Annotated in this window: 20 protein-coding genes; 8 read left to right on the plus strand and 12 right to left on the minus strand. The window is 62.4% G+C overall.

The window, feature by feature from the left end; genetic code table 11:
* Positions 1-89 precede the first annotated feature (89 nt).
* Genes QM615_RS15585 through QM615_RS15595 form a run of 3 tightly spaced genes read left to right on the plus strand, consistent with a single transcriptional unit; the run spans position 90 to position 3,642 of the window.
* A complete protein-coding gene (locus QM615_RS15585) occupies positions 90-2,321 on the plus strand; it encodes a TPR repeat domain-containing protein (RefSeq protein ID WP_502941885.1) in 2,232 nt (743 codons plus the stop codon).
* Between the two features lie 2 nt (positions 2,322-2,323).
* Entirely contained in the window at positions 2,324-3,133 is an 810-nt protein-coding gene (locus QM615_RS15590) for a hypothetical protein (RefSeq protein ID WP_283347649.1), read from the plus strand.
* Positions 3,130-3,642 carry a YbaB/EbfC family nucleoid-associated protein gene (locus QM615_RS15595; RefSeq protein ID WP_283347650.1) on the plus strand — a complete coding sequence of 171 codons (513 nt, stop codon included), beginning with the start codon at positions 3,130-3,132 and terminating at the stop codon, positions 3,640-3,642. Before QM615_RS15590 ends, QM615_RS15595 begins: the two co-directional genes overlap by 4 nt.
* A 139-nt stretch (positions 3,643-3,781) precedes the next feature.
* Here the strand turns inward: QM615_RS15595 and QM615_RS15600 are convergent, their stop codons facing one another.
* Entirely contained in the window at positions 3,782-4,705 is a 924-nt protein-coding gene (locus tag QM615_RS15600) for a hypothetical protein (RefSeq protein ID WP_283347651.1), read from the minus strand.
* A gap of 460 nt (positions 4,706-5,165) precedes the next feature.
* On the opposite strand from QM615_RS15600, the gene QM615_RS15605 reads away from it, so the two are divergent.
* Both QM615_RS15605 and QM615_RS15610 read left to right on the plus strand, forming a co-directional pair.
* Positions 5,166-6,344: a YciC family protein gene (locus QM615_RS15605; RefSeq protein ID WP_283347652.1), complete on the plus strand. Its 1,179-nt coding sequence runs from the start codon at positions 5,166-5,168 to the stop codon at positions 6,342-6,344.
* Positions 6,311-7,351, plus strand: coding sequence for a DUF6636 domain-containing protein (locus tag QM615_RS15610; protein WP_283347653.1), 1,041 nt, complete (start codon positions 6,311-6,313; stop codon positions 7,349-7,351). The genes QM615_RS15605 and QM615_RS15610 overlap by 34 nt, the downstream gene beginning before the upstream one ends.
* A 173-nt stretch (positions 7,352-7,524) precedes the next feature.
* Here the strand turns inward: QM615_RS15610 and QM615_RS15615 are convergent, their stop codons facing one another.
* The 3 genes from QM615_RS15615 to QM615_RS15625 all read right to left on the minus strand — a co-directional run bounded on the left by QM615_RS15615 (position 7,525) and on the right by QM615_RS15625 (position 10,352).
* Positions 7,525-8,748, minus strand: a complete 1,224-nt coding sequence (locus tag QM615_RS15615) for a type II toxin-antitoxin system HipA family toxin (protein ID WP_283347654.1) — start codon at positions 8,746-8,748, stop codon at positions 7,525-7,527.
* On the minus strand, positions 8,745-9,005 hold the full coding sequence (locus tag QM615_RS15620; RefSeq protein ID WP_283347655.1) for a helix-turn-helix domain-containing protein: 261 nt from the start codon (positions 9,003-9,005) through the stop codon (positions 8,745-8,747). Before QM615_RS15620 ends, QM615_RS15615 begins: the two co-directional genes overlap by 4 nt.
* Positions 9,006-9,158: 153 nt before the next feature.
* Positions 9,159-10,352 carry an MFS transporter gene (locus QM615_RS15625; RefSeq protein ID WP_283347656.1) on the minus strand — a complete coding sequence of 398 codons (1,194 nt, stop codon included), beginning with the start codon at positions 10,350-10,352 and terminating at the stop codon, positions 9,159-9,161.
* A 123-nt stretch (positions 10,353-10,475) separates the two neighbouring features.
* Here QM615_RS15625 and QM615_RS15630 point away from each other — a divergent pair, with 123 nt between their 5' ends.
* Both QM615_RS15630 and QM615_RS15635 read left to right on the plus strand, forming a co-directional pair.
* On the plus strand, positions 10,476-11,093 hold the full coding sequence (locus tag QM615_RS15630; RefSeq protein WP_283347657.1) for a TetR/AcrR family transcriptional regulator: 618 nt from the start codon (positions 10,476-10,478) through the stop codon (positions 11,091-11,093).
* A 105-nt stretch (positions 11,094-11,198) separates the two neighbouring features.
* Positions 11,199-11,486: a hypothetical protein gene (locus tag QM615_RS15635; RefSeq protein WP_283347658.1), complete on the plus strand. Its 288-nt coding sequence runs from the start codon at positions 11,199-11,201 to the stop codon at positions 11,484-11,486.
* Positions 11,487-11,494: 8 nt separating this feature from the next.
* Here the strand turns inward: QM615_RS15635 and QM615_RS15640 are convergent, their stop codons facing one another.
* From QM615_RS15640 to QM615_RS15675, 8 genes are read right to left on the minus strand one after another with little or no spacing between them, the layout of a single operon-like run.
* Positions 11,495-12,823 carry an aspartate aminotransferase family protein gene (locus tag QM615_RS15640; RefSeq protein ID WP_283347659.1) on the minus strand — a complete coding sequence of 443 codons (1,329 nt, stop codon included), beginning with the start codon at positions 12,821-12,823 and terminating at the stop codon, positions 11,495-11,497.
* 1 nt (position 12,824) lies between these two features.
* Positions 12,825-13,769 carry a choline kinase family protein gene (locus QM615_RS15645; RefSeq protein ID WP_283347660.1) on the minus strand — a complete coding sequence of 315 codons (945 nt, stop codon included), beginning with the start codon at positions 13,767-13,769 and terminating at the stop codon, positions 12,825-12,827.
* Between the two features lie 7 nt (positions 13,770-13,776).
* Complete coding sequence (locus QM615_RS15650; RefSeq protein ID WP_283347661.1) at positions 13,777-14,712, minus strand: phosphotransferase family protein; 936 nt, start codon at positions 14,710-14,712, stop codon at positions 13,777-13,779.
* Positions 14,709-16,118, minus strand: coding sequence for an amidase (locus QM615_RS15655; RefSeq protein WP_283347662.1), 1,410 nt, complete (start codon positions 16,116-16,118; stop codon positions 14,709-14,711). Before QM615_RS15655 ends, QM615_RS15650 begins: the two co-directional genes overlap by 4 nt.
* A complete protein-coding gene (locus QM615_RS15660) occupies positions 16,115-17,380 on the minus strand; it encodes a M20 family metallo-hydrolase (RefSeq protein WP_262498595.1) in 1,266 nt (421 codons plus the stop codon). The genes QM615_RS15655 and QM615_RS15660 overlap by 4 nt, the downstream gene beginning before the upstream one ends.
* Positions 17,380-18,942, minus strand: a complete 1,563-nt coding sequence (locus QM615_RS15665; protein WP_149407808.1) for a sodium:solute symporter family protein — start codon at positions 18,940-18,942, stop codon at positions 17,380-17,382. The genes QM615_RS15660 and QM615_RS15665 overlap by 1 nt, the downstream gene beginning before the upstream one ends.
* A 1-nt stretch (position 18,943) precedes the next feature.
* Positions 18,944-19,222 (minus strand): hypothetical protein, encoded by a 279-nt coding sequence (locus tag QM615_RS15670; RefSeq protein WP_149407807.1) that lies wholly within the window; start codon positions 19,220-19,222, stop codon positions 18,944-18,946.
* 5 nt (positions 19,223-19,227) lie between these two features.
* Positions 19,228-19,992, minus strand: coding sequence for an inositol monophosphatase family protein (locus tag QM615_RS15675; RefSeq protein WP_188078835.1), 765 nt, complete (start codon positions 19,990-19,992; stop codon positions 19,228-19,230).
* 245 nt (positions 19,993-20,237) lie between these two features.
* Between QM615_RS15675 and QM615_RS15680 the strand changes: the two genes are divergently transcribed.
* Entirely contained in the window at positions 20,238-21,008 is a 771-nt protein-coding gene (locus tag QM615_RS15680) for a GntR family transcriptional regulator (RefSeq protein WP_094668940.1), read from the plus strand.
* Positions 21,009-21,019 lie beyond the last annotated feature (11 nt).

A 21,019-nucleotide genomic window follows, 5' to 3' on the forward strand; every position in this document is an offset into this window, starting at 1 on the left:
GTGACGCGATGGTCACGCATGGAGAGGCGCTCGATGCCTATCGCACAGCACTTCTGACCGTTCGCGATACCGCTGTCGACCTCAACGGCATGTCCGTTGCACCGGACGGAACCGTCACCAGCCCAACGGTTCCCGGTGCGAACGATGACCCACTCCGCCCGGTGTTGCAGGGCCTACTCGACCGGCAAGCGGCGGATTTCCAGATCAGCCTGAAAGAGAATCTGGCTCACTGCGGATCCGCTCTGACAGCGCTGAGGTCGGCACTGACCGATGGTCTGGCAGACCTCGAACAACACGGTGGTCTCGGTGGCACCAGTGTCGGTTCCGCGGTGCTCTCGGCCGAAGACGGTAGGGCGATCGGTACTGCGGTGCGAGATGCAATCGGTGACGGTGAATCGATCCCCGCTGACGTCCTCGCCGAACTCACCGAGGACCTGCGGGCAACGGGGATCGAACCCGCGCAGCTCGAGAACTACTTGGGCGGCGGCACTGCAACGATCCCTGCTAGTACGCAGCAGTTTCTGAAGGAGTTCTACGACGCAGCGGGTGTCGACGGCGTCACCGCCGCCAGCCGAGAGTTGCAATCCCAGGGTCCGGCGGGTCAGCAGGCGGCAGCCTCACTCGCCAACGGCGTCATGGTGTTGTCCAACGAGAACGTCGGCACCGGTCGCGGCGCAGATGGCACTCTCATCGGAGCCGGCAGCTACGAAAACTTGCCTCAGGACATGCGCGACCTCGTATCGACTCGACCACGTCTCGGTATCGACGGACTGGACAGCAATTCGTTCACGTATCCCGGTGACGGTCCGATCGGCGACGATCACCGGAACTTCGTCGAAGGCCAGGCCGAGCTGTTCGACGCCCTGTCGCTGGCGGAAGCGGGCAACGAGCCCGGGACGAAGATGTCGACCGAGCTGATTCGACAGGGAATGCACCTGGCGTCGATCGATGCCCATGGCGGAGCCCTGCCTTTCAGCAACGAACCTATCGACACTGCTGGTCACACGGAAGCCCTCGAGGAGGCCATTGCGCTCGGTTCCCGTAATACCGAAGGTGCGCACGCCATCCTGACCGGCGAGGGTGGGCCGGAGATCCTTGGATCGGGGTACCACGCAGATACTGCGGTGATGCCGTTGCTGCTGCGCGACGACGGTACGGCCATGGCATCTCTGACCGATTGGATTCCGCGTGATGCGCACTCGACAGCGCCCGAAGGCTCAGCCGAGTACGAGCACTCGGTGCGTGCGGGGTCTGCGGCACGTGGTCTGGCAGAGATCCTGGCCAGTACCGAATCATCCGATGGCACAAACAATTACTCGACTCTGCTGTCCGGTGATTCGAAGATCGGTGGCGGTACGGCGGTTCAGGTCGCCGAGGCGCTCGCTCCGTTCGTGGGGGACATGACCGGTATGCCGGGTGATCTCACGCAGACGCATGGCTTCGGCGAGTTCGGCGGCAGCAAGGACTACATCGGCGGACCTGTTGAGCCGCTTCGTATATTCAGCATTCTCGACTCCGATGATCAAGCCAGTCAGATCATCAACGGCACTGCGCTCGCTGAGAGTCAACGGATGGATCGGCTGTTCGCGACAACCGGCGATGCGTCGCTGGGGGGCCAGGCTTATCGACTGCAGTGGCTTGTCGATCACGGGCTCAGTACCGAAATGGACCAACGTGTGCAGGACGGAGTCGACAAGCAGGAAGCAGCCGATGCACGGAACTCGAAGTTCACTGCAGCGTGGACAGCGGGGCAAATCGTTGCCGGTGGATTGGGCCCCGGTGGAATCGCCGTAGCGGCTGGCTCCGAGTTCCTGAAGCCATACATGCTGTCTGTCGAGGATCTCGATTCGCCGGTGGCTCCCGAGCTGACTCTCGATGCATCGCAGTTCGGATTCGATCGCAGGAGTGATGAGTATTCGGCGAGTGAGTGGGGCAGCCCGGACTTCAGGCGACATAGCGTCCTCGACGCACTGGTCAGCGCTGGCGCGGTGAATATCCAGGATATTCCTGATTCGTACAGGAATGAGGATGGGACGGCACTGCTTCCGTATTCTGAGGCCGTAAGGAACTATCTGGATGAGCCATACAGAGTGCGCACTGATGCGTCGCACATTGTCGCCCAGCTGATCGAGCATGCCGGTATCTCAAATCTTGAAGAGTACTCACATAATGCGACAGGTAGTGAGCAGGAATATTTGCTATGGACAGCAATTCGTCCGGTGGGAAATAGCCCTGACAAGGAGGAGATTTTGAAGTGGTTGGCAAGTGAAGAATCGGCGCTCAGTCCACGCAATGCCTGGCCGACAGCGATCTACGGATGAGTATGAGTAGGGGTCTGCGAGATTTCGGCGCAATACTGTTGATTACGACGACAGCAATGACTGCCTGTGGCTTCGAGGCAAAGGACAGAGCTGCTCCGACGACTACACTGGCACCGAGCTGGCCGGCCACCGATGTCTATGTGGTTCCCGATCAACTACGCGACACAACGATGGTGTGGTCGGCGGCACCGGGAATTGACCTCTTCTCGGCTGAGGGAACAGTGGCTCGCGCGGCCGATGAGTCCGCCGTCATTTCGATGATGGTTGGTCTCAAATATTCGTACATAGGGTTCGCGGCAAGTTCGCGTAGTAAGGGCGGTGGGATATATCAGGGGGATTTCATTACTGATACCGGACAGGGTCCTTTTGTTGGAACCGTCTACGGTCACATTCAACAAATCATCCCGAACGAACGTGGCTTCGACGCTGTGGTCTGCGTGCTCTCTGTCGGAGTCGGAGTGCTGGAGAACGAGAAGTATTCGCCAGCACGTTTTGCCAACGGTGAGGGCGAAGAATTGCGAACGCGATTCACTCGCGCCGGCGGCGAAGTAGGGGCACCCATCGCAACCCAGCCCCCGGTCGGACCACAGCCCGATGAGGCGCAGTGGCAGGCACCTGTCGATGATCAATTCATCGGTTGGGAAATCGACGGATTCGTTGACAACGATCCGGCCACCGCCGGGGTCGGCCGCTGCACTCAGTGGGCGCGATCGCTGTATCCGGACACGACTCCCACCATCGAGCGTGATGTCATGGACACTCCGCCACCGGTACAGCCTGCCTATCCTGGTTGGCCAGATTCCGCGAATTGACCGAACGTATTCGACGGGTACATCGTTTCAACGAAGAGGCCAATGCTGTGATCAGCTCCCACGAAGAACTCGGCGCGAAAGTTCGTCGACTGCAACAAGCCGTGGCCGACATCCATGGCATCACACAACTCGATGGCGTCACTGTCCGGACGGATGCGAACGGTCGCCTCACCGGGCTCCAGGTGAGCCGCGACGCCTATGTCCGTGGACCCGACGTGTTGGCCGACCTGATCATGCGTGCGTACAACCGGACTGCTGACGATGTCCAGCGGCGCACTGCAGCGATGCTGGCGGAGCTGCGGGACGACGCATCCGTGGCTCGCATCGTCGATGCGACCGGGAGCAGAGCAAACCCTGAAGTGGCGGTCGAACCTGCGCAGTTCGGTGACTTTTCCGTTGCGCAGCATAGATTCTCGGGTCAGCCATACGCACAGCCTTCGAGCCGTGGCCCTGACGAGCCTGAGAAGAGCGGTGATTCCTACTTCCAGCGCAAGTCTTGGCTGGAATAGCGTGGGCTCGACATGGTCGTCAGCGACCCGCTTTGCACGAGGTGAGCAGCGCGCAGTCTCGTTCGTGGTGAACGCGATCGGCATCGAACATCATCTTCCACAACTTGGGCCACCTACACCGGTCACAGCAAGATGACACTCAGCAAACCATGGTCGCAAACGAAGGATCGAACACCTGGCCCTCGGCTGGGAAGTACCACTGAACCTTCGCGTACGCAGGCAGTCCGTTGCACGTACTCGGCTCGTAGGCAACGATTTCTGCCGGGGTCATCGGTGCACTCGCAACCGTGCCCGTCGGGGAAACGTACGGTGCCATGCCATGGCCCACCGCCCGTTCGCTACCCCAGGAATCCCACACGATTTCACCGATGTAACCGCTCGGAGATCCGCCGAAGTACACGGTCTCCGGACGAATTTCGCCATACCCCTCCGAGTTGCTCAGTGGGGTGCCGCCGAGGACCATATTCGGATTTTCCTGATTCGGATTTTCCTGCGCTGCAATCGGAGCGAATGCTGGGGGCGCGGAGTGCGCGGCCTGGCACTCGAAGGTTCCCGACAGCGCCGACCGATCCGCGCTCACATACTGACCGGGCACACGGTTCGTGTCGGCAACGGTCCAGTGGTCGCCGACCCAGCGTGAGGTGGTCGTCTCGTTGTACGCCCCACCGGGCGTGACGATACCGAAGCTGACGTCTGCCTCGGTTTTCACCACACCGACCGAGCCGGGCTCAGGGCATCGAACGAACACCCGGTACATCTCGGTCGGCACCGCCCACATGTACGCGGTTTCGCCCGGACTGATGACACCTTCGGGTGCAGGCACTGAAACTGGGCCGTCGTCCCAGCCGATCATCCCGAACAGTTCGAAGCCGCCGTACCCCATCTTGGCATCGACGACGATATCGGCACCCTGTTCGCGAGTGATGTTGAAGGCTCCGACGAACACCCCGGACGGAGTGATGTCGTCGGGAAATATGTGCTTGTTCGGCACACTCGTTGTCGTGAGCGATGTTCCGGTGTCGATTCGTACGGTGATCTGGGCGTCGACGAGTTCGATTCCCACATTGTCGGGGTTGTTGTCGCCGTCGACGTCGACGGACGCAACTACCTCGCATGCACCTCTGGTGCCCGCACATGGATTCCCAGCTGGCGTAGATGGGGGTGTCGGCGTTTCGGGGTTGCCTTCGGCCGGAACATCGGTGACCGACGCGAGTGCTGAATCGCCTGAGTCCGTCGAAAGAGTAGCTGCTTCGTCTGCGCCGCAGCCACCGATCAGCAGAGCGACGGAAATGGCAAGGACATGAACATGTTTGACGCGACGGAGCATAGCGACAATCTAGAGGAGTCGGTTGTTTCCCGGCATCGGCTGAACAACCGACCTGGCAACCCCTTGGTCGATCATGTCGGTTGAATGTGGGATAGCAAATGGGTTGGGAAGAATTTATCGTCGTGTGACTCAGTAGGCTTTCCCGCGGTCGCTCGCGGATCGTCGTGTGTCATCTGTCGGGAAGGAATCACCAGTCATGAACTCCGATGCGAGGGATTTCGCAGACGAACTCGACAACCAGCAGACTCGAGGGGCTCAACCTGACCTGCGATTCGACCTGCACCTGTGGCATGCGCTCGCAGCTCTGGCGGCTGTTTCGCTACTGGCCGCCATCCTTTCGGATTCCACGTTCGGATGGGTTTTGATCGCACTGGCCGCAGGTGCCGGGAGTTGGCACGTCCGTCAGCGAGATATCGGTTGGACGCCCGACATTCGTGAGGTGCTCGCGCAGCACCGACTTACGGCACCGGTCCTGGGCACGCGGCAGCCCGCTGAACCGAACATTGCAAACCTGGCACCACCGATTCCGTTCCGAGCCATGACAGTGACCGAACTGTTCTCCGGTGCTTGGAAGGTAGTCTCCAAGAATTGGCCGACGCTGGTGGGTATCCCAGCGGGGATCCTGCTCGTGTTCCTCGCGATCGTCTTCCTGTCGATCGCCGCGATAGGGATGTTCGCGCTCGGTGCGTCCGCATCGTTGAGTGACAGCACACTTGTGTTGTCGGACAATCCGTTTTCGAGTTTGTTGCTCCTGTTCCTCGCCTGGCTGCTGCTCATCATGGCCATCGCGCTGCCGGCCGACGCTTTGCTGCTGGCTTTGTCGGTTGTCGCGAGCGAACGAGCCGTGCGCGGACTGCCGGTCAGATTGCTCGACGTGTGGAACACCGCGCGGAGCCGGATGTTCGCGGTATGCCGGATGACGCTGACGTTCTACTTTCTGTCTGCTTTACCCAGCCTCGTCTTGGTAGCACTGTTGTCGCTGGGTGGCGGACTGGGCAGCCTCGTGTTGGTGCCGTTCGTCAGCCTCGGCGTGTTCGCTGCGTCCATCCTGTTCAGCTTGGCACCGGTCGTTCTGGTCGTCGAGAGTCGAGGCGTGGTCGATTCCCTACGTCGATCGGTGAGTCTGTCGAAACCCGCCTGGGGCAGGCTGATCGGGATCCACCTGCTCTGGTCACTGTGCTTCGTTCCGTTGATGCTCGTCACGACGATCTTCGGTTTAAACCTGCTGGTCTACGCGGTGGTACTTGGAATCATGATTGCGGGATTCCGTGTATTGCAGCTGCTTATCTACACCGATCTGCGTATTCGAGCCGAGCAGTACGACCACGAACTCATCGCAGAGTGGGCCCGCAACAGCGGGACCAGCTCGATCTGATGCGCGCCGGTACGTCGCTGCTCATCGTGTGTGCCTCGCTTCTTGTCGTCGTGGCGGGGTGTTCCCGTGTAAGTGCTCCGATCTCTGCCATCGCTGAGACCACCACCGTGCCGGAACAGTCGACATTCGAGGTCTCGACGACCGATCCGCCGCCATCGCCACCACCGGCCGCGGCCATCTCGCTCGTGGACCCGGCGACCTTCGCCTGGGGAGAAGGAGGGCTGCAGGGATTCTTCTTCACGACGCCCAGTGGATTATGGCGGTGTGCCATTCTGGCGGACAGTGCGCAGGGCGGCAGTGACGATCAGATGGCTGGTTGTCAGCCGTCGTCGAGCATGCCGATGAACGTGGCGGGTGCGCCATCGGTACCCGACCACTACAGCCGCAATGCGACTGCTCCGAACGCGATCCTCGTGAACGCAACGGAAGACGCCAGATTCGCGAGCCTGAGCCAGGCGTTGTTCTGGCGTTACGACACAACGCCTGTCCTTTCGTACGGACAAACGTTGTCTGCCAACGGGTTCTCCTGCAATGTGAAGGAGTCCGGCGTGTCGTGCCGCTCGGACGATTCCGGGAAAGGGTTCACGTTCTCGACCGGCGGATACCAGTTCGACTACATCGAGGCACGTGGTCCTGCGACACCGGTATCGACGGCAGCGTCGAGTGGCGTAGACCCTGTGCTCGGAAACAAGACCGACAGCTATCAGGTGGGTTACGGGGAAGTTCGGCCTCCGGAGATCAGCAATGGTGGTGCGTCCCTCTCCGGCATTGTCACCGACATCGTGTGGGATTCGTGGGGTGGGCCGACGGCGTCCGGGACCGGTACAACAGCGCATGTGACTCCGCAGTTTCCGGCACCGGGCTCGGCTCCGCAGGAACGTGCATCGATCGTTGCCTTCGACCTCGGCGAGTGCGACGGAGTCCCCATGTACAGGTCGTTCGTATGGTTCTTCCCGCAGGACCAGTCGCTCGAGGCTGCGAAGGCGAACGCTGTTCACGCGTGCTGAAGCGTGCCGTAACCATCTCAGCCTTCCGGCGCACCGCGGCCGTCCATTCGGGCGAAGGCCGATATGCGACGATCCACCGACATCGAGCGAGAGAATACTTCGCGCCAACTTGTCGGTTCTTGACCCAGGCCATTGCGCCCGGTCTGGTGTCGAACTCCGACCACGGCACCAGGTCAGGACAGCTCGGTACAGCGCTGATCGAGTAGCTGCTTCAACTGACGAGTTTGCTTGTCATCGAATCCGATCACATCGACTTCACCGATTCCGTCTCGAACGCCAGCGCAGACGTCGTCGAGTATGCGTCGTGTCGCACGTTCGGGCATTCCCAGGCGACTTGCAGACTCGACGAAATGAGCTCGTGTCCAACGGTTCGCGCGCCCGTAGAAGTTCAATGCCATCGGATCGCTCCACGACGCGTAGGGCTGCGTGCACAGAAGGTCGTAGGCCGGAGTCACCGACCAGATTCCCCGAGAGTTCTGATGTATCGAATAGTTCTTGCCGTGCAGATCGCCGTTTCCCATCGCATACGAATAGGCCGTCAAGCGGAGAAGTTCGGCGGTGGCCTGGCGCGCGGAACCGCCGCCGCGCTCGACTGTATCGGCGAGCAGCGCAATCACGGCTTCGGTCTTCATTCGGTACTTCGACGCGGGATAGAGCCCGGACACTTGGCACGCATCCTCTTGCGGTAGCCGTTGTTCACCGACCCGGTCGAATCGCGCCACCAGCAGACCGCTGATTCCCTTGTCGTCTTGGATGACGCGGTGTTCGGGCACCGAAAGTCCGCATCTACCTGCCAGGTTCATGAAGAAGTTCTCGTTCTGGACCAAACGCGAAAGTCGCGCCGGTGGAGCGAGCTTCAAAATGGCAGGCCCGGACGTAGTCGACACCGGGGTCGAGTACATCTGCGCGGACACTTTGCCCTGAACTCCCGGCAGAGCGGACGGATCCTGGCTCACCGACTCACCCGTGGACAGGGAATCGAAGAGACGACGAAGATCTGGAACACGGTGCCTCGAATCGAATGCAGTGCCCGCCAACGACATCTCTTGACCGCGTGGAAGCACACTGACGTTCCCGATGGTGTCCGATCCGACCGCCAGTAGCAGCGTGAAGTGGTCGTCCTCGGACGTTTTGGTAGCTGTCACCACGCCGGTGAGACGAACACCTTCGGGCAGCAGGCCTGCGAAAAAAGCAGGAACGCTACCGCCCGATGCCCGCGTCTCGAGTGACGACTTCGGAATCGACCACGCGAGATCCGGCGCAGAAGCGTTGTCGAGGTAATCGCTGTCGTAGCGAAACACGACGTCGTTCCCCACACGCGTCAGTGAGCCGGCGAGAAGACCGCCCTTGTAGACATCGGCTGCATCGACATCCCGCAGCTCGGATGCTGCGATCATGTCGGGTCCAGTGGCGGCACAGGCGATCCGGCGCGCGTGAGCAATGTGATCTCGCAGCCCAGCGCTTCCGCGACAGCGACCGCGCCGTCGAGCTGCACCGTGTCTTTTCCGCCCTCGAGCGCCTGGACTGTCGAGCGCCCTACACCGGCGAGTAGCGCTAACTCGGCTTGAGTCATTCGCAACTGATGCCGACGCGCGACGAAGGCTCCGGCCAGCTCGCCGGAGTGCTTCCGGGCTCGTCGTCGTGGTTCGGCCATTTGCCACTCCTTGTGCTTGCGCAGGCATGCATATCGGAGCTTACATCGTGAAGTATCAGGTGGATAGCCCTTATGCCTGGCTCCTCAGGCATAGAAGCGCAGAATGGTGCATCGAAGAACGCCGATCGAGCGTTATGCATGCGTCCTCAAGCGTTAACCTCTGGCATCCTGGACGCGCGACGACTGACGAACAGCAATACCACCGCACCGGCGGCCAGAACAGCGCCGATGGCCCGGCAGGACCGAGACGCTGCTGCCTCCGGACAAGGCGATGGAGCCGATCCAGGCCCCCGCGGCATTGGCGAGTTGGAACCCGGCGATGTTGACGGTGGCTGCCAGGTGTGGTGCTTCACTGGCCGCGCCGATCAATTTCGAGGCCAGTGGCGGGATGATCGAGAAGCCCGCTGCACCGAGAACGAACATCCACGCGAAGGCGAACCACGCTGTGCCACCGAAGAGGAACAGGACGACGAGCGCGCCCGCGAGTGCCGTCAACGCCGTGTACAGCGTCGTGTCGAGTGCCTTGTCTGCGAAGTACCCGCCGAGCTGATTGCCGACGACGGAGCCGACGCCGAAGACGAACAGCACGATGGTGACGGTGGACGCGGAGATTCCGGCGTGATCGGTGAGGTACGGCGCGATGTAGGTGAACACCACGAACAGCGCGGCCTGGCTCAGTGCGGTGAGCCCGATCGCCCACAACACCGGACCTCGGGTGAACACACTCAGTTCCGAAGTGACACTGCCGGTCTGATGTGACGGTGCTGCGCGTCGGGTCGAGGCGATCAGGGCGACGGTGACGATCAGTTGGAAGAGCGCGACGATGGCGAACGACCAGCGCCAGCCGAGTTGCGAGCCGATCAGCGTTCCCAGCGGAACTCCGAGGACGGTCGCGAGGTTGAGGCCGAGCGTCACGCGCGCGATCACTCGGCCCTGAAGCTCCGGCTCCACCAACGACGTTGCCAACACCAGGCACAGCGCGAAGAACGTGGCGTGGGGGAGCGCGGTGATGACGCGGAATATCACCAGGGTCGCAAAATTCGGGGCCAATGCGGTTCCGATGTTGCCGACGATGAACAAGGCCATCAATGCGGCGATGAGCGGTGTCCGGGGAACCCGGGTGGTCGCGATGGTGAGCAGCGGACCGCCTATGACGACCGTGACGGCATAGATCGTGATAAGCAGGCCCGCAGTCGAATTCCCGACTCCGACATCGGAGGAAATGTCCGGAAGGACTCCGGCGACGAGGTATTCGATGGTTCCCACCCCGAACACTGCGAGCAGCATCCAGACAATGGCGGCGTTCGCGTTGACCGCGTGCGATGTGTTGCGTGTCTCGGTGACCATTCTCTACCCCTTCGTTCCATCGAGAACTGAACCTTCCGTCGAAGGCTAGGTGATTCGTTTAATGATCGCTACAGGAGTACGATGAATCACAGTTGCGAGAACGGATCGAGATGTGGAGGGCCGATGGCCGGAGTGCGAGGACAAGGGCGCAAGTTCGACGTCGACTCGGCGTTGGATCAGGCGATGTTCGCTTTCTGGGAGCACGGATACGAGGGCACTTCCGTCTCGATGCTCACCAGCGCGATGGGCATCAATCCGCCCAGTCTCTACAGCGCATTCGGTGGCAAGGAAGGGTTGTTCTTCGCCGCGATCGAGCGATATCTCGCCACTCGAGGCGACTTCATGGAGCGTGCGTTCGCCGAGGAGCCCGACGCGGCGAAGCTGATCTCGAGACTGCTGAACGACGCGGCCTTGCACTACACGGACGAGTCCTGTCCGGGCGGCTGTCTGATCATCAGCTCGGCCGTCGGTGTCACCGACGCCAATCGAAGCATCGCAGATCGGTTGCGGGACATGCGCAATGCCAACGTGTTCCTGCTTGCGGAACGCATTTCCGCGAACATCGCCGACGGCATTCTGCCTCCGTCATGGGAGCCCGTCGACGTCGCGGAATTCATCGGGGTGATCATTCAGGGCATGTCCCAGCGCGCCCGGGACGGGGCAACGCGGCGTCAACTCGAACAGGTGGCAGAGATGACGCTTGCTTCGTTGGGGCCGGTTCCCAATTCAACTGCGCGATGACGGCGGGTAACGCGACTCGGTTCTCGTGCGACTTCACAGGTGAAGGGATCGAGTCGGTGGCCTGACGACGGCCGGCGACGACTGTGCCACCGACGAAAGGCTCCGATGACCCACTCCAGCCGACGCATTGCTGTTCTGACCGGACTCCTGGCGCTACCGCTCGCAGCCGGAGCCACGATAGGAGTCGGGACAGCCAGTGCCGACGAATGGCACTACGGCCCCGTCTATCGCGCGGAGCAATCCGGCGAAGGCGCACAGTACTTCTGCAACAAGGCGTTGTCGCTCGAGCATGCGTCGCAGTCCTACATCCTGGTGCCCTGCACCAACGTTGCGGACACCGATGTCTGGTATCGAATCGTGGTGAACCCCTACAACTGGGGCTGGAGCGGATAGCGGAACCGTCAGGCCACGACCGCCGCGAACTGTTCGAGGAAGTAGTCGACGTCCGCCGCCTCGATGGTCAACGGCGGTCTGATCTTCAGGGTATTTCCGTACAGGCCGGTGGCCGAGATCAGCACCCCGCGCTTCTTCATGGCGTTGACCACCCGCAGTGCCTCGGCCGGATCCGGTTCACCTGCAGGGCCGATAAATTCGACTCCGACGAACAATCCCGCACCCCGGACGTCCCCGATGGAATCGACATTCGGGGCAATCCCTCGCAGGCCTGCCAGCACCCGCGCACCCATCGCGGCCGAATTGGCCACCAAGTCCTCGTCTCGGATCACGTCCAGCACCGCTTGCGCCGCAGCGATGGTCACCGGATTACCACCGAAGGTGTTGAAATAGCGCAGGTCTCGGCCGAACTGCTCGGCCAGCGAGCTCTGCATCACCAGTCCGGCAATGGGCATGCCATTGCCCATCGGTTTACCCATCGTCACGATGTCGGGCAGCAACCCGTGCCGCTCGAACCCCCACATCGACGCGCCCAGCCGGCCGAACCCCGGCTGCACCTCGTCGGCGATCAACACCCCACCCGCTGCGTGAACGACATCTGCCGCAGGCTTCAGGAACGGCGTCGGCTCCGGCAAGATCCCATCGGACGCGAAGATCGAGTCGATCAGCAGAGCAGCGAAACCAACGCCGCTGCAGACCAGGTCGTCGATCTGTTCCTGAACCTTCTCGGCGAACCACGTCCCCAGATCGCCCACGACCCGGTACGCATCCGGTGCCGGAACCGTCCGCAACCACGGAGCGTCGCGAACGGACGCCGGACCCATCGACGGCGAACATGCCGCCACATCCACCGTCCCTCCGTGATAAGCACTTTCGGTGACGATGATGCCCTGACCGCCGGTCGCGTGCCGTGCGATCCGGAGAGCGAGGTCGTTGGCCTCGGACCCGGTGCACGTGAACATCGCGGTGTCCAACCGGTCGGGGAAGGTGCCGACCAGATCCTCGGCGTAGCCGATCACCGCGTCGTGCAGGTACCGCGTGTGCGTGTTGATCAACGACATCTGCCGGGTGACGGCCTCGACCACCCGGGGATGGCAATGCCCCACGCTGGCAACGTTGTTGTACATGTCCAGGTACCGCGTGCCATCGGCGTCGTAGACGTACACACCCTCGCCTCGTACCAACTCGAGCGGGGTCTCGTACATCAGGTGATAGGCAGGCCCGAGTACCCGCCTTCGGCGCTCGACCAGATCGAGCGTGCGAGTGCTGAGCCCCACGGCCGAGGACGCATCGAAACCGTTGACGCTCAGGGCTCCGACGCGATCGAGTGTGGTCACCTCACAACCCCTGCAGCCAGAACGCCCAACGCGGATCCGCCATCTTCATCCGTGCGCGGGCGAGCTTCCAGGTTCCGTACTTGTGGTAGTCGAAATCCCATGCGCTGCTGAGCTTGTGGTTCATGCAACCCCACAGCCCCCATTTGACGTCGGCGAGCGCGCTGCACACCTGCACCCGGGAGATCATCGACCACTCGGCTTTGCCGTAGAACTCCTCGATCAATTCCATCGTCTGCTGCTCGCCGTAGAACATCTCGGTGATCATCACGGCCAGCTCGTAGGCGCGGTCGTTGTTCGACGCGAACTCGTAGTCCACCAACTTCATCGGTAGACCGTCGCCGATCAGGATGTTGCCCGGCATCGGGTCGTTGTGACACGCAACCAGATCCAGTCCGGACGCCAGCATCGCGTGCTTCGCCTGCCCGTATTCCGCAAGAATCACCTCGGCGTCGCGCGGCAACCGCACGCCGAGTTCGGCAACCTGATCGAGGTGTTCGTCGATCATGTCGAAAATCGTCTTCGTGATGCTGAGCTTGCTTCCCGAATGCAGCACGCGATACAGATCGATCATGCCCAGGGGAATCTCGGGGCGCTTGAGGTCACCGTTGGTGCACGCCCGATAGCCCTCGAGAAATTCGATGACCTCCACGCCGGTCACTGGATCGAACAGCACCACCTCGGGTCCGATGTCCAAAGCACCTGCGCGACGCGCAGCCTCGTTGGCCAGCGACCGATCGATGAACGAATCCGTTCCGGCACCGGGAAGTTTCATGAAGTAACGCTTAGGTTTTCCCTCGACGGTGATGCGCCAATTGCTGTTCATCAACCCTCCGGGTACAGGGGTATAGGTGATGTTCAGTCCCTCCCACTCCGCAACAGCGGCGAGGGCTTTCTCCACCTGCCGTTCGGGTTCGGTGCGGGCGGATCCCAGTGCGATCTCGTTCATGGCCACCTCAGATATTCCGTACTCGGTCGTCGAAATGCGGGTCGCGCAGTCCAGCGCGCGCCCTCAGGAACTGCCAGTCGGAGAACTTCGAGTACTCGTGGGTACCCGGCCTCATCGCGTCCGCGTAGGAGCCGATGAGGGCCCACCGCACGCAGTCGGCGATGCCGTAGATGCGAGCGCGATCGAACAGAGCACTGTCGAACGAGCCCCACATCATCTCGAACACCTCGCGTGCGTCGGTGTCGAACGGGCGGATCTCTGCGAGCAACGCACCGATGTCCTGCAGCGGATCCATCAGCGCCGCAACGTCCCAGTCGACGAGTCGCATGCTGCCGTCGTCGAGCACCAGGACGTTGGAGACATTGCCGTCGCCGTGGCAGGGCACCGCGTCGACGCCGGCGCTCTCGATTCGCGCTTCGGCGGGCCCGAGAGTGCGCAGCATCCAGTCGAAGTCGGCCGGCAATGCGCCGCCGACCTGCTCGACCAAGCTGCGTGCCTGCGTCAGATCGTCGAACACCGAGGCACGCCTGGTGATTCCGTTCAGACCGTGCACGGAGGTGCGGAGTGTGACGAGCTTTTCGACCTCGGCGTCGTCGTCGAACACATCCAACGTCGCGGTGTGGCACACGCCGGTGAAGTCCTCCATGATCAGTACACCCGAGGCTGCATCGGAAACAAAGGCTTTCGGTCCGATTCCCGCGTCCCCGGCTGCAGTTGCCGCCGAGAAGGATGCTGCAACGTCGACGTAGTCGCGCGCATGCGGTTCCATGACCTTGATGTACGCAGCCGATCCCACGCCGGAGTCCGCGACTTCGGCTCGCGCCGAGAAGCGCTCGGAGTCCGCGCCCCACCAACTCGGGCTTGCCATGGTTGTCCCGGGGTCCAGCGTCACTTCACCCGCGGCCCAGATGCCCAACTCGCTCAATGTCTGTCGCACGGTCATCCCAGTGCTCCGATCTTGTCTTCGGCCACAGCCGTCGGCCAATTCATCTCGATCTCACGTGCACCTTCGAGCCACTTCGTCAGCCGTAGCACCGCCTGATCTGCGAACCGCGGCCCGACGACCTGGATCCCGACGGGCATAGGCCCGCTGAATCCGAAGCACAGCGCCGATGCCGGCTGCGCAGTCTGGTTGAACCACGCGGTGAAGCTGCAGTGGCCCAACGGTTGTGCCGGATCGAGCCCGACCTCCTCGGCCCCGAAGCCCACCGTGGGAATGACCGGAGAGATGACGAAGTCGAACTCGGCGGTCTGCGTCCGAACCAACTCCTGCGAGCGCATCACCGCATCGGTGTCACGCGAGAACCGACTGGCCGAATACTCCGCCGCCGCCGAGGCCCAGTCCGCGACGGCGGGCAATACCTGTGATCGACGATTCTCGGGAATGGCCTCCCATTCCGTGCGCGCACGAACCTGGAACAGGCGATCCAACGCCGGGTACGGATCTGCGCCGAAGACCGGCGGCATCTCGGTGACCACGGCACCCGCTGCACTCAGTTGCATTGCTGCAGAACGCACCACGGCCTGTATGTCGTCGGAAACGGTGGGACCGTAGCCCATGTCGAGCATGACGCCGATGCGAAGTCCGGCAGGAGCCAGACCCGCGCGTATGTCGGTGGAGTCCTCGTAGGGCAGGCTCCAGGTATCGCGAGGGTCTGGCCCGGAGATGACGCGGTAGAGATCGATGAGATCGTCGACGGTGCGCGCCATCGGACCGGCCGATCGCATGGTCGACGGAGCCGTATGCGGTATGCGGCCCTGCGTCGGCTTCAATGCGACGAGCCCACAGTGTCCTGCAGGCAACCGCACCGACCCGGCGATATCGGAACCGACAGAGCCGAAACCGATGCCCGACGCCAACGACGCACCCGCGCCGGCACTGGATCCACCGGTGTTGCGGGAGAGGTCCCAGGGATTGCGGGTGATTCCGTACAGCGAGCTGACGCCCGCTGCCATCATCCCCATGTCGGGCATGGTCGTCTTTCCGACGATGACTGCGCCGGCTTCTCTGAGCCGGGCAGTCGGTGGTGCGTCGACGGTCGACATCGGCAGGTCTGCATTCGCGGCGACGCCGTGTCGCCACGGCATCCCGATCGCATGAACGCTGTCCTTGATGGTCACCGGTATGCCGTCCATGTCGCCTCGCGCACGGCCGGATACGAGGCGGTCGGTGGCTGCCTGGGCTGCCGCACGGGCACCGGACTCGTCCAGGTACGCAATCGCATTGATGACGGGGTCGATAGCCTCCAGATGCTCCAGCGTTGCATCGAGCAGGTGCAGGGGAGTGGTCTCACCGCTGCCGAATGCCTCGCGGATCTCGGCGATCGTCTTCGTCAAGAGGGGATTCATCGAGTGCCTTTCGTGCCGGCGAGTTCGACGGGCAGGCCGACCCCGATATCGCCGCGCACCATGCGCGCGACCGTCTCGGCGAGCATCTTCATGCCGTCGAGTAGGTCGGTGTCGTGGGTCAGCTCCTTCTCGCTGTGCGAGATGCCGTCGACGCTGGGGACGAACAGCATCACCGTCGGAACGACGTCCTTGAGATTCACCGAGTCGTGGCCGGCCATGGTGAGCATCCGTCGACACGACAATCCGAGGGACTCGGCGGCTTCCTCGGCGAGTTCGACGCCCTCGATCTGGTAGCTCGTGGACGGCCGCAGCGCCGAGGTGTCGATGCTGACGCGCACCTCCCCGTCGGCGTTCACGGAATCGATTGCTGCAAGCATCTTCTCGTGGGCCTGCTCGAGAACCTCGGGATCGGATGACCGGATGTCGATGGCCATGGTGACCTTCGACGGCACGACGATGGGGGAGTTGGGTTCGACGTCGAACTCGCCGACCGAGGCCAGCAGTGCCTGTTCCGGAAACTGCGTCGTGAGTTCTCGGACGGCGAGCACGATGCGCGAGGCACCGACCAACGCGTCGTGACGCAGCGCCATATGAGTTGCGCCGGTGTGCGACTGCTCGCCGTGCACGGTGATCGAGTACTTCCGTGCGGCCCAGTTGGCGGTGACGATGCCGATCGTCGTGCCCGTGTTCTCGAGGATGGGACCCTGTTCGATGTGGATCTCGGCGTACGAGGCGGCCTCGGGCGCATCGTCATTGCCGTGAAAGCCGATATCGGACAGGGCATCCCGCACGCTGACGCCACTGCGGTCGGTGACCTTCAGGATGTCGTCGGCGTCGAACTTACCGATGAAGACCCCGCTTCCCATCAGGCTGGGCGAGAAACGGGAGCCTTCCTCGTTGAACCAGTTGACCACCGCAAGATTGAATTGCGGAGTCACCGAACCACGTTCGACACATTCGGCTACCTCGTACGCGGCGTGGGCCGCGGCGAGGACCCCGTAGGCCCCGTCGTATTTCCCGGCTGTCGGCTGACTGTCGAGATGCGAGCCGACGAGCACGTACGGCGCACCGGGAACCAACTCGACGGTGCCGTACATGTTTCCCACCGCGTCGACGGTGGTGGTGAAGCCGTGCCGGTCGAACCAGTCGGCGAGGAACCGCCTGGTTCGACCGTCGTCCGCGGTTGCTGCCTCGCGGTGCACGCCACCGGGGGCGGTGGCACCGAACTGCGACATCGCGGCGAAATCGTCGAGAAAGGCCACTAGATCTTCTCCGGTGCGGGGTTGGCGGCCAGTTCTTCGATCTGATCCTCGAAGGACAGGTCGACCGGTGCCGTGCGGGTAGGACGCTTGCCGACCTCGAACATCTCGTCGACGCGGGCCTTCTCCTCGGCCGTGGTTCCGGTGGCCTTGGAGACGATGAGGAAGACGGCGAGGTTGACGGCCATACCGACGACGCCGCCGGTGAGGCTGCCGAGTCCGGCGATGTCGTCCGGGAAGATGGCGGTGAGCACCAGTGCGACGGTGAAGCCGGAGATCATTCCGGCGACTGCGCCCTTACCGTTGCCGCCTCGCCAGAAGATGCCGAGGAACAGTGGAATGGCAAGCTGCACAACGCCTTGGTACGAAATCTGCGCGAGGAGTTGCAGGCGCGTCATGTTGAAGGTGGCGTAGGCGACGATGGCCGCCGCTGCCATGAACGCGAGCATGCTCGTCTTGGCCACCTTGGTGAGCTGGCTGTCGGTGAGCTTGCGCTTGTCGGAGTTGACGATGTCGTTGGCGATCTGCAGTCCGCAGACCTGCACGCTGCCGTCGATGTGGCCCATGGACGCGGCGAACACCATGGTGGCGGCGAGTCCCAGAAGCCACGTCCCGCCGTAGCTCTCGGCAATGGTGAACCAGCCGGTCTGCGGAGAATCGGCGACGGCGGGAATGACCGTGCCGGCGATGCCGACGAGCATGAGCAGGGAGTAGAAGACGCCGGAGATCAGCACGGTGCGGATGGTGCCGGACTTGACTGCGCGGACGCTGGACGCGGTGTAGATGCGCTGAAAGCTCGTCGGCCAGCAGAGCGATCCGACGACACCGGTGAAGATGAGCGCGAAGAGGTAGAACGGGCCGTAGGAGTCACCGTCGCCGGGGACGCGCAGGTACTCGTCGGCGACGTCTCCGAGGGTCGAGAAGCTGATCGGTCCGCCGGCGACACCGGAGAGCAGGATCAAGCAGAGCGCCGCGGAGAAGACGTACGCGACCAGACCTTGGAACATGTCGGTCATGATCAGGCCGCGCATGCCCATCTTGACCGTCCAGTATTGGCGGATGACGATGACGGCCAGGCCGACGAACAGGCAGGTGGTGACGGACCATGCTCCGGCACTGGCGATCTGGAACACCTCACCGAGTGCCTGCATGCCGAGCACGACCCACGGGAAGAGCGAGACGATGCCGATGACGCTGGCGACGATCTTGGTGCCGCGCGAGTTGAAGCGCAGGCCGAGCAGGTCGGGTTGTGAACGGAGGTTGTACTTCGCTCCCCAGCGCCAGGCGCGGGTTGCCATGAAGTACATCATGGCGACACCGAGGCTGGAGTACGCGAGACCGTACAGTCCGAAAACGCCTGCGCCGCTGGCGAGTCCGAAGAACGCGATGAACACCGAGCCCGGCCACCACGAGTTGACGTAGCTCATCGCGACGTACCAGGGGCCGTAGCTGCGGCCACCGACCGAGTATTCGTCGAACGTGGGGGAGGTCTTCTGTTGGGTGGTGTAGAGGATGAAGATGACGACGGCGTAGAAGACGCCGAGCATTCCCAGCATGATCAACATGTCATTCTCCAGTCAGCGGTGCGGTAGCGGGGAGGAGATCCTCGTCGAGTTCGCCGCGGATGTCCTCGACGATGTAGAGACCCCAGAGAGTGAGTCCGAGCACGACTCCGTTGATCAGCCAGTACATGATGGCGAACGGAATGCCGAGAATCTCGTAGCGAATGCCACTGCCCCACATGTACAGCGGGGGGAACAGTGCGAAGAGCAGAGCGAGAGCGTAGATACCGCCGAAGAACGTCATGACGCTCTTTCGGCTCAGGCCGCGAATGTACTCTTTCATGTGCGTCATCCTTGGTTGACTATTTTGAGAACCGAGTCGTGAATTGCGCCGTTTGTCGCAATCCCGTTGCCTTTGTCGAAGTCTCGCGCTCCGTCGAGCGAGGTGAACGTGCCGCCGGCTTCCTCGATGATCACCGGCATGGGGGCGAGATCGTAGATCTGCGTCGTGTAGTCGACCACTGCGTCGGCCTGGCCGCTAGCGACCATCATGTAGCCGTAGGCGTCGCCCCAGGTCCTCAGCACGGCACCCGTGGCGTGGAGGTCGACGATAGTATCCGGGTGCCAGTCCTCGAGCCAGGTTGCCATCACATAGGCACCGTCCAGATCTGTTCTGGTCGAAACATGCACCTGTGCACCATTTTTCCAGCATCCTTTGCCGCGCTCGGCGTGCATGAGAATGTCTGCGCTGGGTAGATTGATGACGCCGAAGACGATCTGCTCACCTTCTTCGAGCGCAATCAGGTTGGCGTACAGCGGAACTCCGTGCACGAACGACTTGGTTCCGTCGATCGGGTCGACGATCCAGCGGTAGTCGGACGTGCCGCTGGTTTCACCGAACTCCTCCCCGAGAAAGCCGTCGGCGGGGAAGTGCTCGGCGACGCCGGCTCTGATGTGCGTCTCGATATCGCGATCCGCTTGTGTAACAGGGGAACCGTCCTGTTTCTGTTCGACGGTGAGGGCTGAGGTGTCGAACCAGTGACGAGCGATCTCGCCCGCCGAGCGAGCGAGCTCCACGCCGAGAGCGGCGCGTGCCGACCTGGAATCCTCCACGGTGTTGCACCCTTCGGTAGATGTTGCGTTCTCGGGTAGGTGCAACGATGGGCGTAGACCATTTCTGGTTTTCTCGTCGATACGTGAACGTCGTGTAACGCGTGACCTGGTTGCGGGTCATAGGACACCCGCCGTGTTAATCGTGCGTTAATGCCCAGGTCGAGGGGTGTTGCGCGGGCCTGATCGAAGATTGAATGGGCTTCTGCGGTCGTGACGAAGGAAATCGAGGTGATTCGGTGCTGTTGATGGAGCAGACGCACGCGGCGCTTCTTCGGTTGGCTGCCGAGCTCGAATCGCGGTCCGTTGCCCGGTTGCCACCCGAACGCGAACTGGCCGAGCGACTCGGCACGTCACGGACGACGCTGCGCAAAGCACTGGATCTCCTCGAACGCGACGGCGTCATCCGACGGACGAAGGGGAGAGCCGGCGGTGCGTTCCTGACCTCGGTGACACCGGGTTCGTCGTCACCGGAAAGTGCGCAGTCCCTCTGTCAGAGCCGGCGACTGCTGCGAAGCCTCAACACCGTCAAGGGCGTCCCGCAGATGCTGCACGAACAGGGATTTCGCGACGGGACCAAGGTCATCTCGGCGCGGATCGCCGAGCCGAGCCCGGAGGCGGCCCAGGTGCTGGGAGACGGACCGGTGGTATCGCTGCTGCGGCTGCGCTTCGCGGACGGGGACACGCTGTCGCTCGAGCAGATGTACCTCAGCGACAGCATCTGTGGCCGAGTTCTGGAGACCCCGTTGAACTCGGTGTACGAGGCGCTGCGCACCAGGCTCGGCGTATCGGTCTGTATGGCAGACGAATCCATCGAATTGGCGACGATCAGTGCGCCCGCGGGCTCGCTGCTCCGGCAACCCGAGGGGACGCCCATCCTGAAGCTCGAACGCATCGGATACGACCAGTCCGAACGACCCGTCGAGTATTCGGTGGACCTGTTCCGCGCCGACCGAACTCGATTGAGTGTGCGCACCTCGTCGCTGGTGAGTGCGTCGGTCACCGAGACGTCGACGTAGAGAGCAGGCCC

It is taken from the genome of Rhodococcus sp. IEGM 1341, assembly GCF_030056895.1.
Lineage (GTDB): Bacteria > Actinomycetota > Actinomycetes > Mycobacteriales > Mycobacteriaceae > Rhodococcoides.

Excerpts from the sequence above, each read along its gene's own strand:
- QM615_RS15585 (WP_502941885.1), top strand. The coding sequence starts at position 90 with ATGTCCGTTGCACCGGACGGAACCGTCACCAGCCCAACGGTTCCCGGT.
- QM615_RS15590 (WP_283347649.1), top strand. The coding sequence starts at position 2,324 with ATGAGTAGGGGTCTGCGAGATTTCGGCGCAATACTGTTGATTACGACG.
- QM615_RS15605 (WP_283347652.1), top strand. The coding sequence starts at position 5,166 with ATGAACTCCGATGCGAGGGATTTCGCAGACGAACTCGACAACCAGCAG.
- QM615_RS15615 (WP_283347654.1), bottom strand. The coding sequence starts at position 8,748 with ATGATCGCAGCATCCGAGCTGCGGGATGTCGATGCAGCCGATGTCTAC.
- QM615_RS15620 (WP_283347655.1), bottom strand. The coding sequence starts at position 9,005 with ATGGCCGAACCACGACGACGAGCCCGGAAGCACTCCGGCGAGCTGGCC.
- QM615_RS15625 (WP_283347656.1), bottom strand. The coding sequence starts at position 10,352 with ATGGTCACCGAGACACGCAACACATCGCACGCGGTCAACGCGAACGCC.
- QM615_RS15630 (WP_283347657.1), top strand. The coding sequence starts at position 10,476 with ATGGCCGGAGTGCGAGGACAAGGGCGCAAGTTCGACGTCGACTCGGCG.
- QM615_RS15635 (WP_283347658.1), top strand. The coding sequence starts at position 11,199 with ATGACCCACTCCAGCCGACGCATTGCTGTTCTGACCGGACTCCTGGCG.
- QM615_RS15645 (WP_283347660.1), bottom strand. The coding sequence starts at position 13,769 with ATGAACGAGATCGCACTGGGATCCGCCCGCACCGAACCCGAACGGCAG.
- QM615_RS15650 (WP_283347661.1), bottom strand. The coding sequence starts at position 14,712 with ATGACCGTGCGACAGACATTGAGCGAGTTGGGCATCTGGGCCGCGGGT.
- QM615_RS15655 (WP_283347662.1), bottom strand. The coding sequence starts at position 16,118 with ATGAATCCCCTCTTGACGAAGACGATCGCCGAGATCCGCGAGGCATTC.
- QM615_RS15665 (WP_149407808.1), bottom strand. The coding sequence starts at position 18,942 with ATGTTGATCATGCTGGGAATGCTCGGCGTCTTCTACGCCGTCGTCATC.
- QM615_RS15670 (WP_149407807.1), bottom strand. The coding sequence starts at position 19,222 with ATGAAAGAGTACATTCGCGGCCTGAGCCGAAAGAGCGTCATGACGTTC.
- QM615_RS15680 (WP_094668940.1), top strand. The coding sequence starts at position 20,238 with ATGGAGCAGACGCACGCGGCGCTTCTTCGGTTGGCTGCCGAGCTCGAA.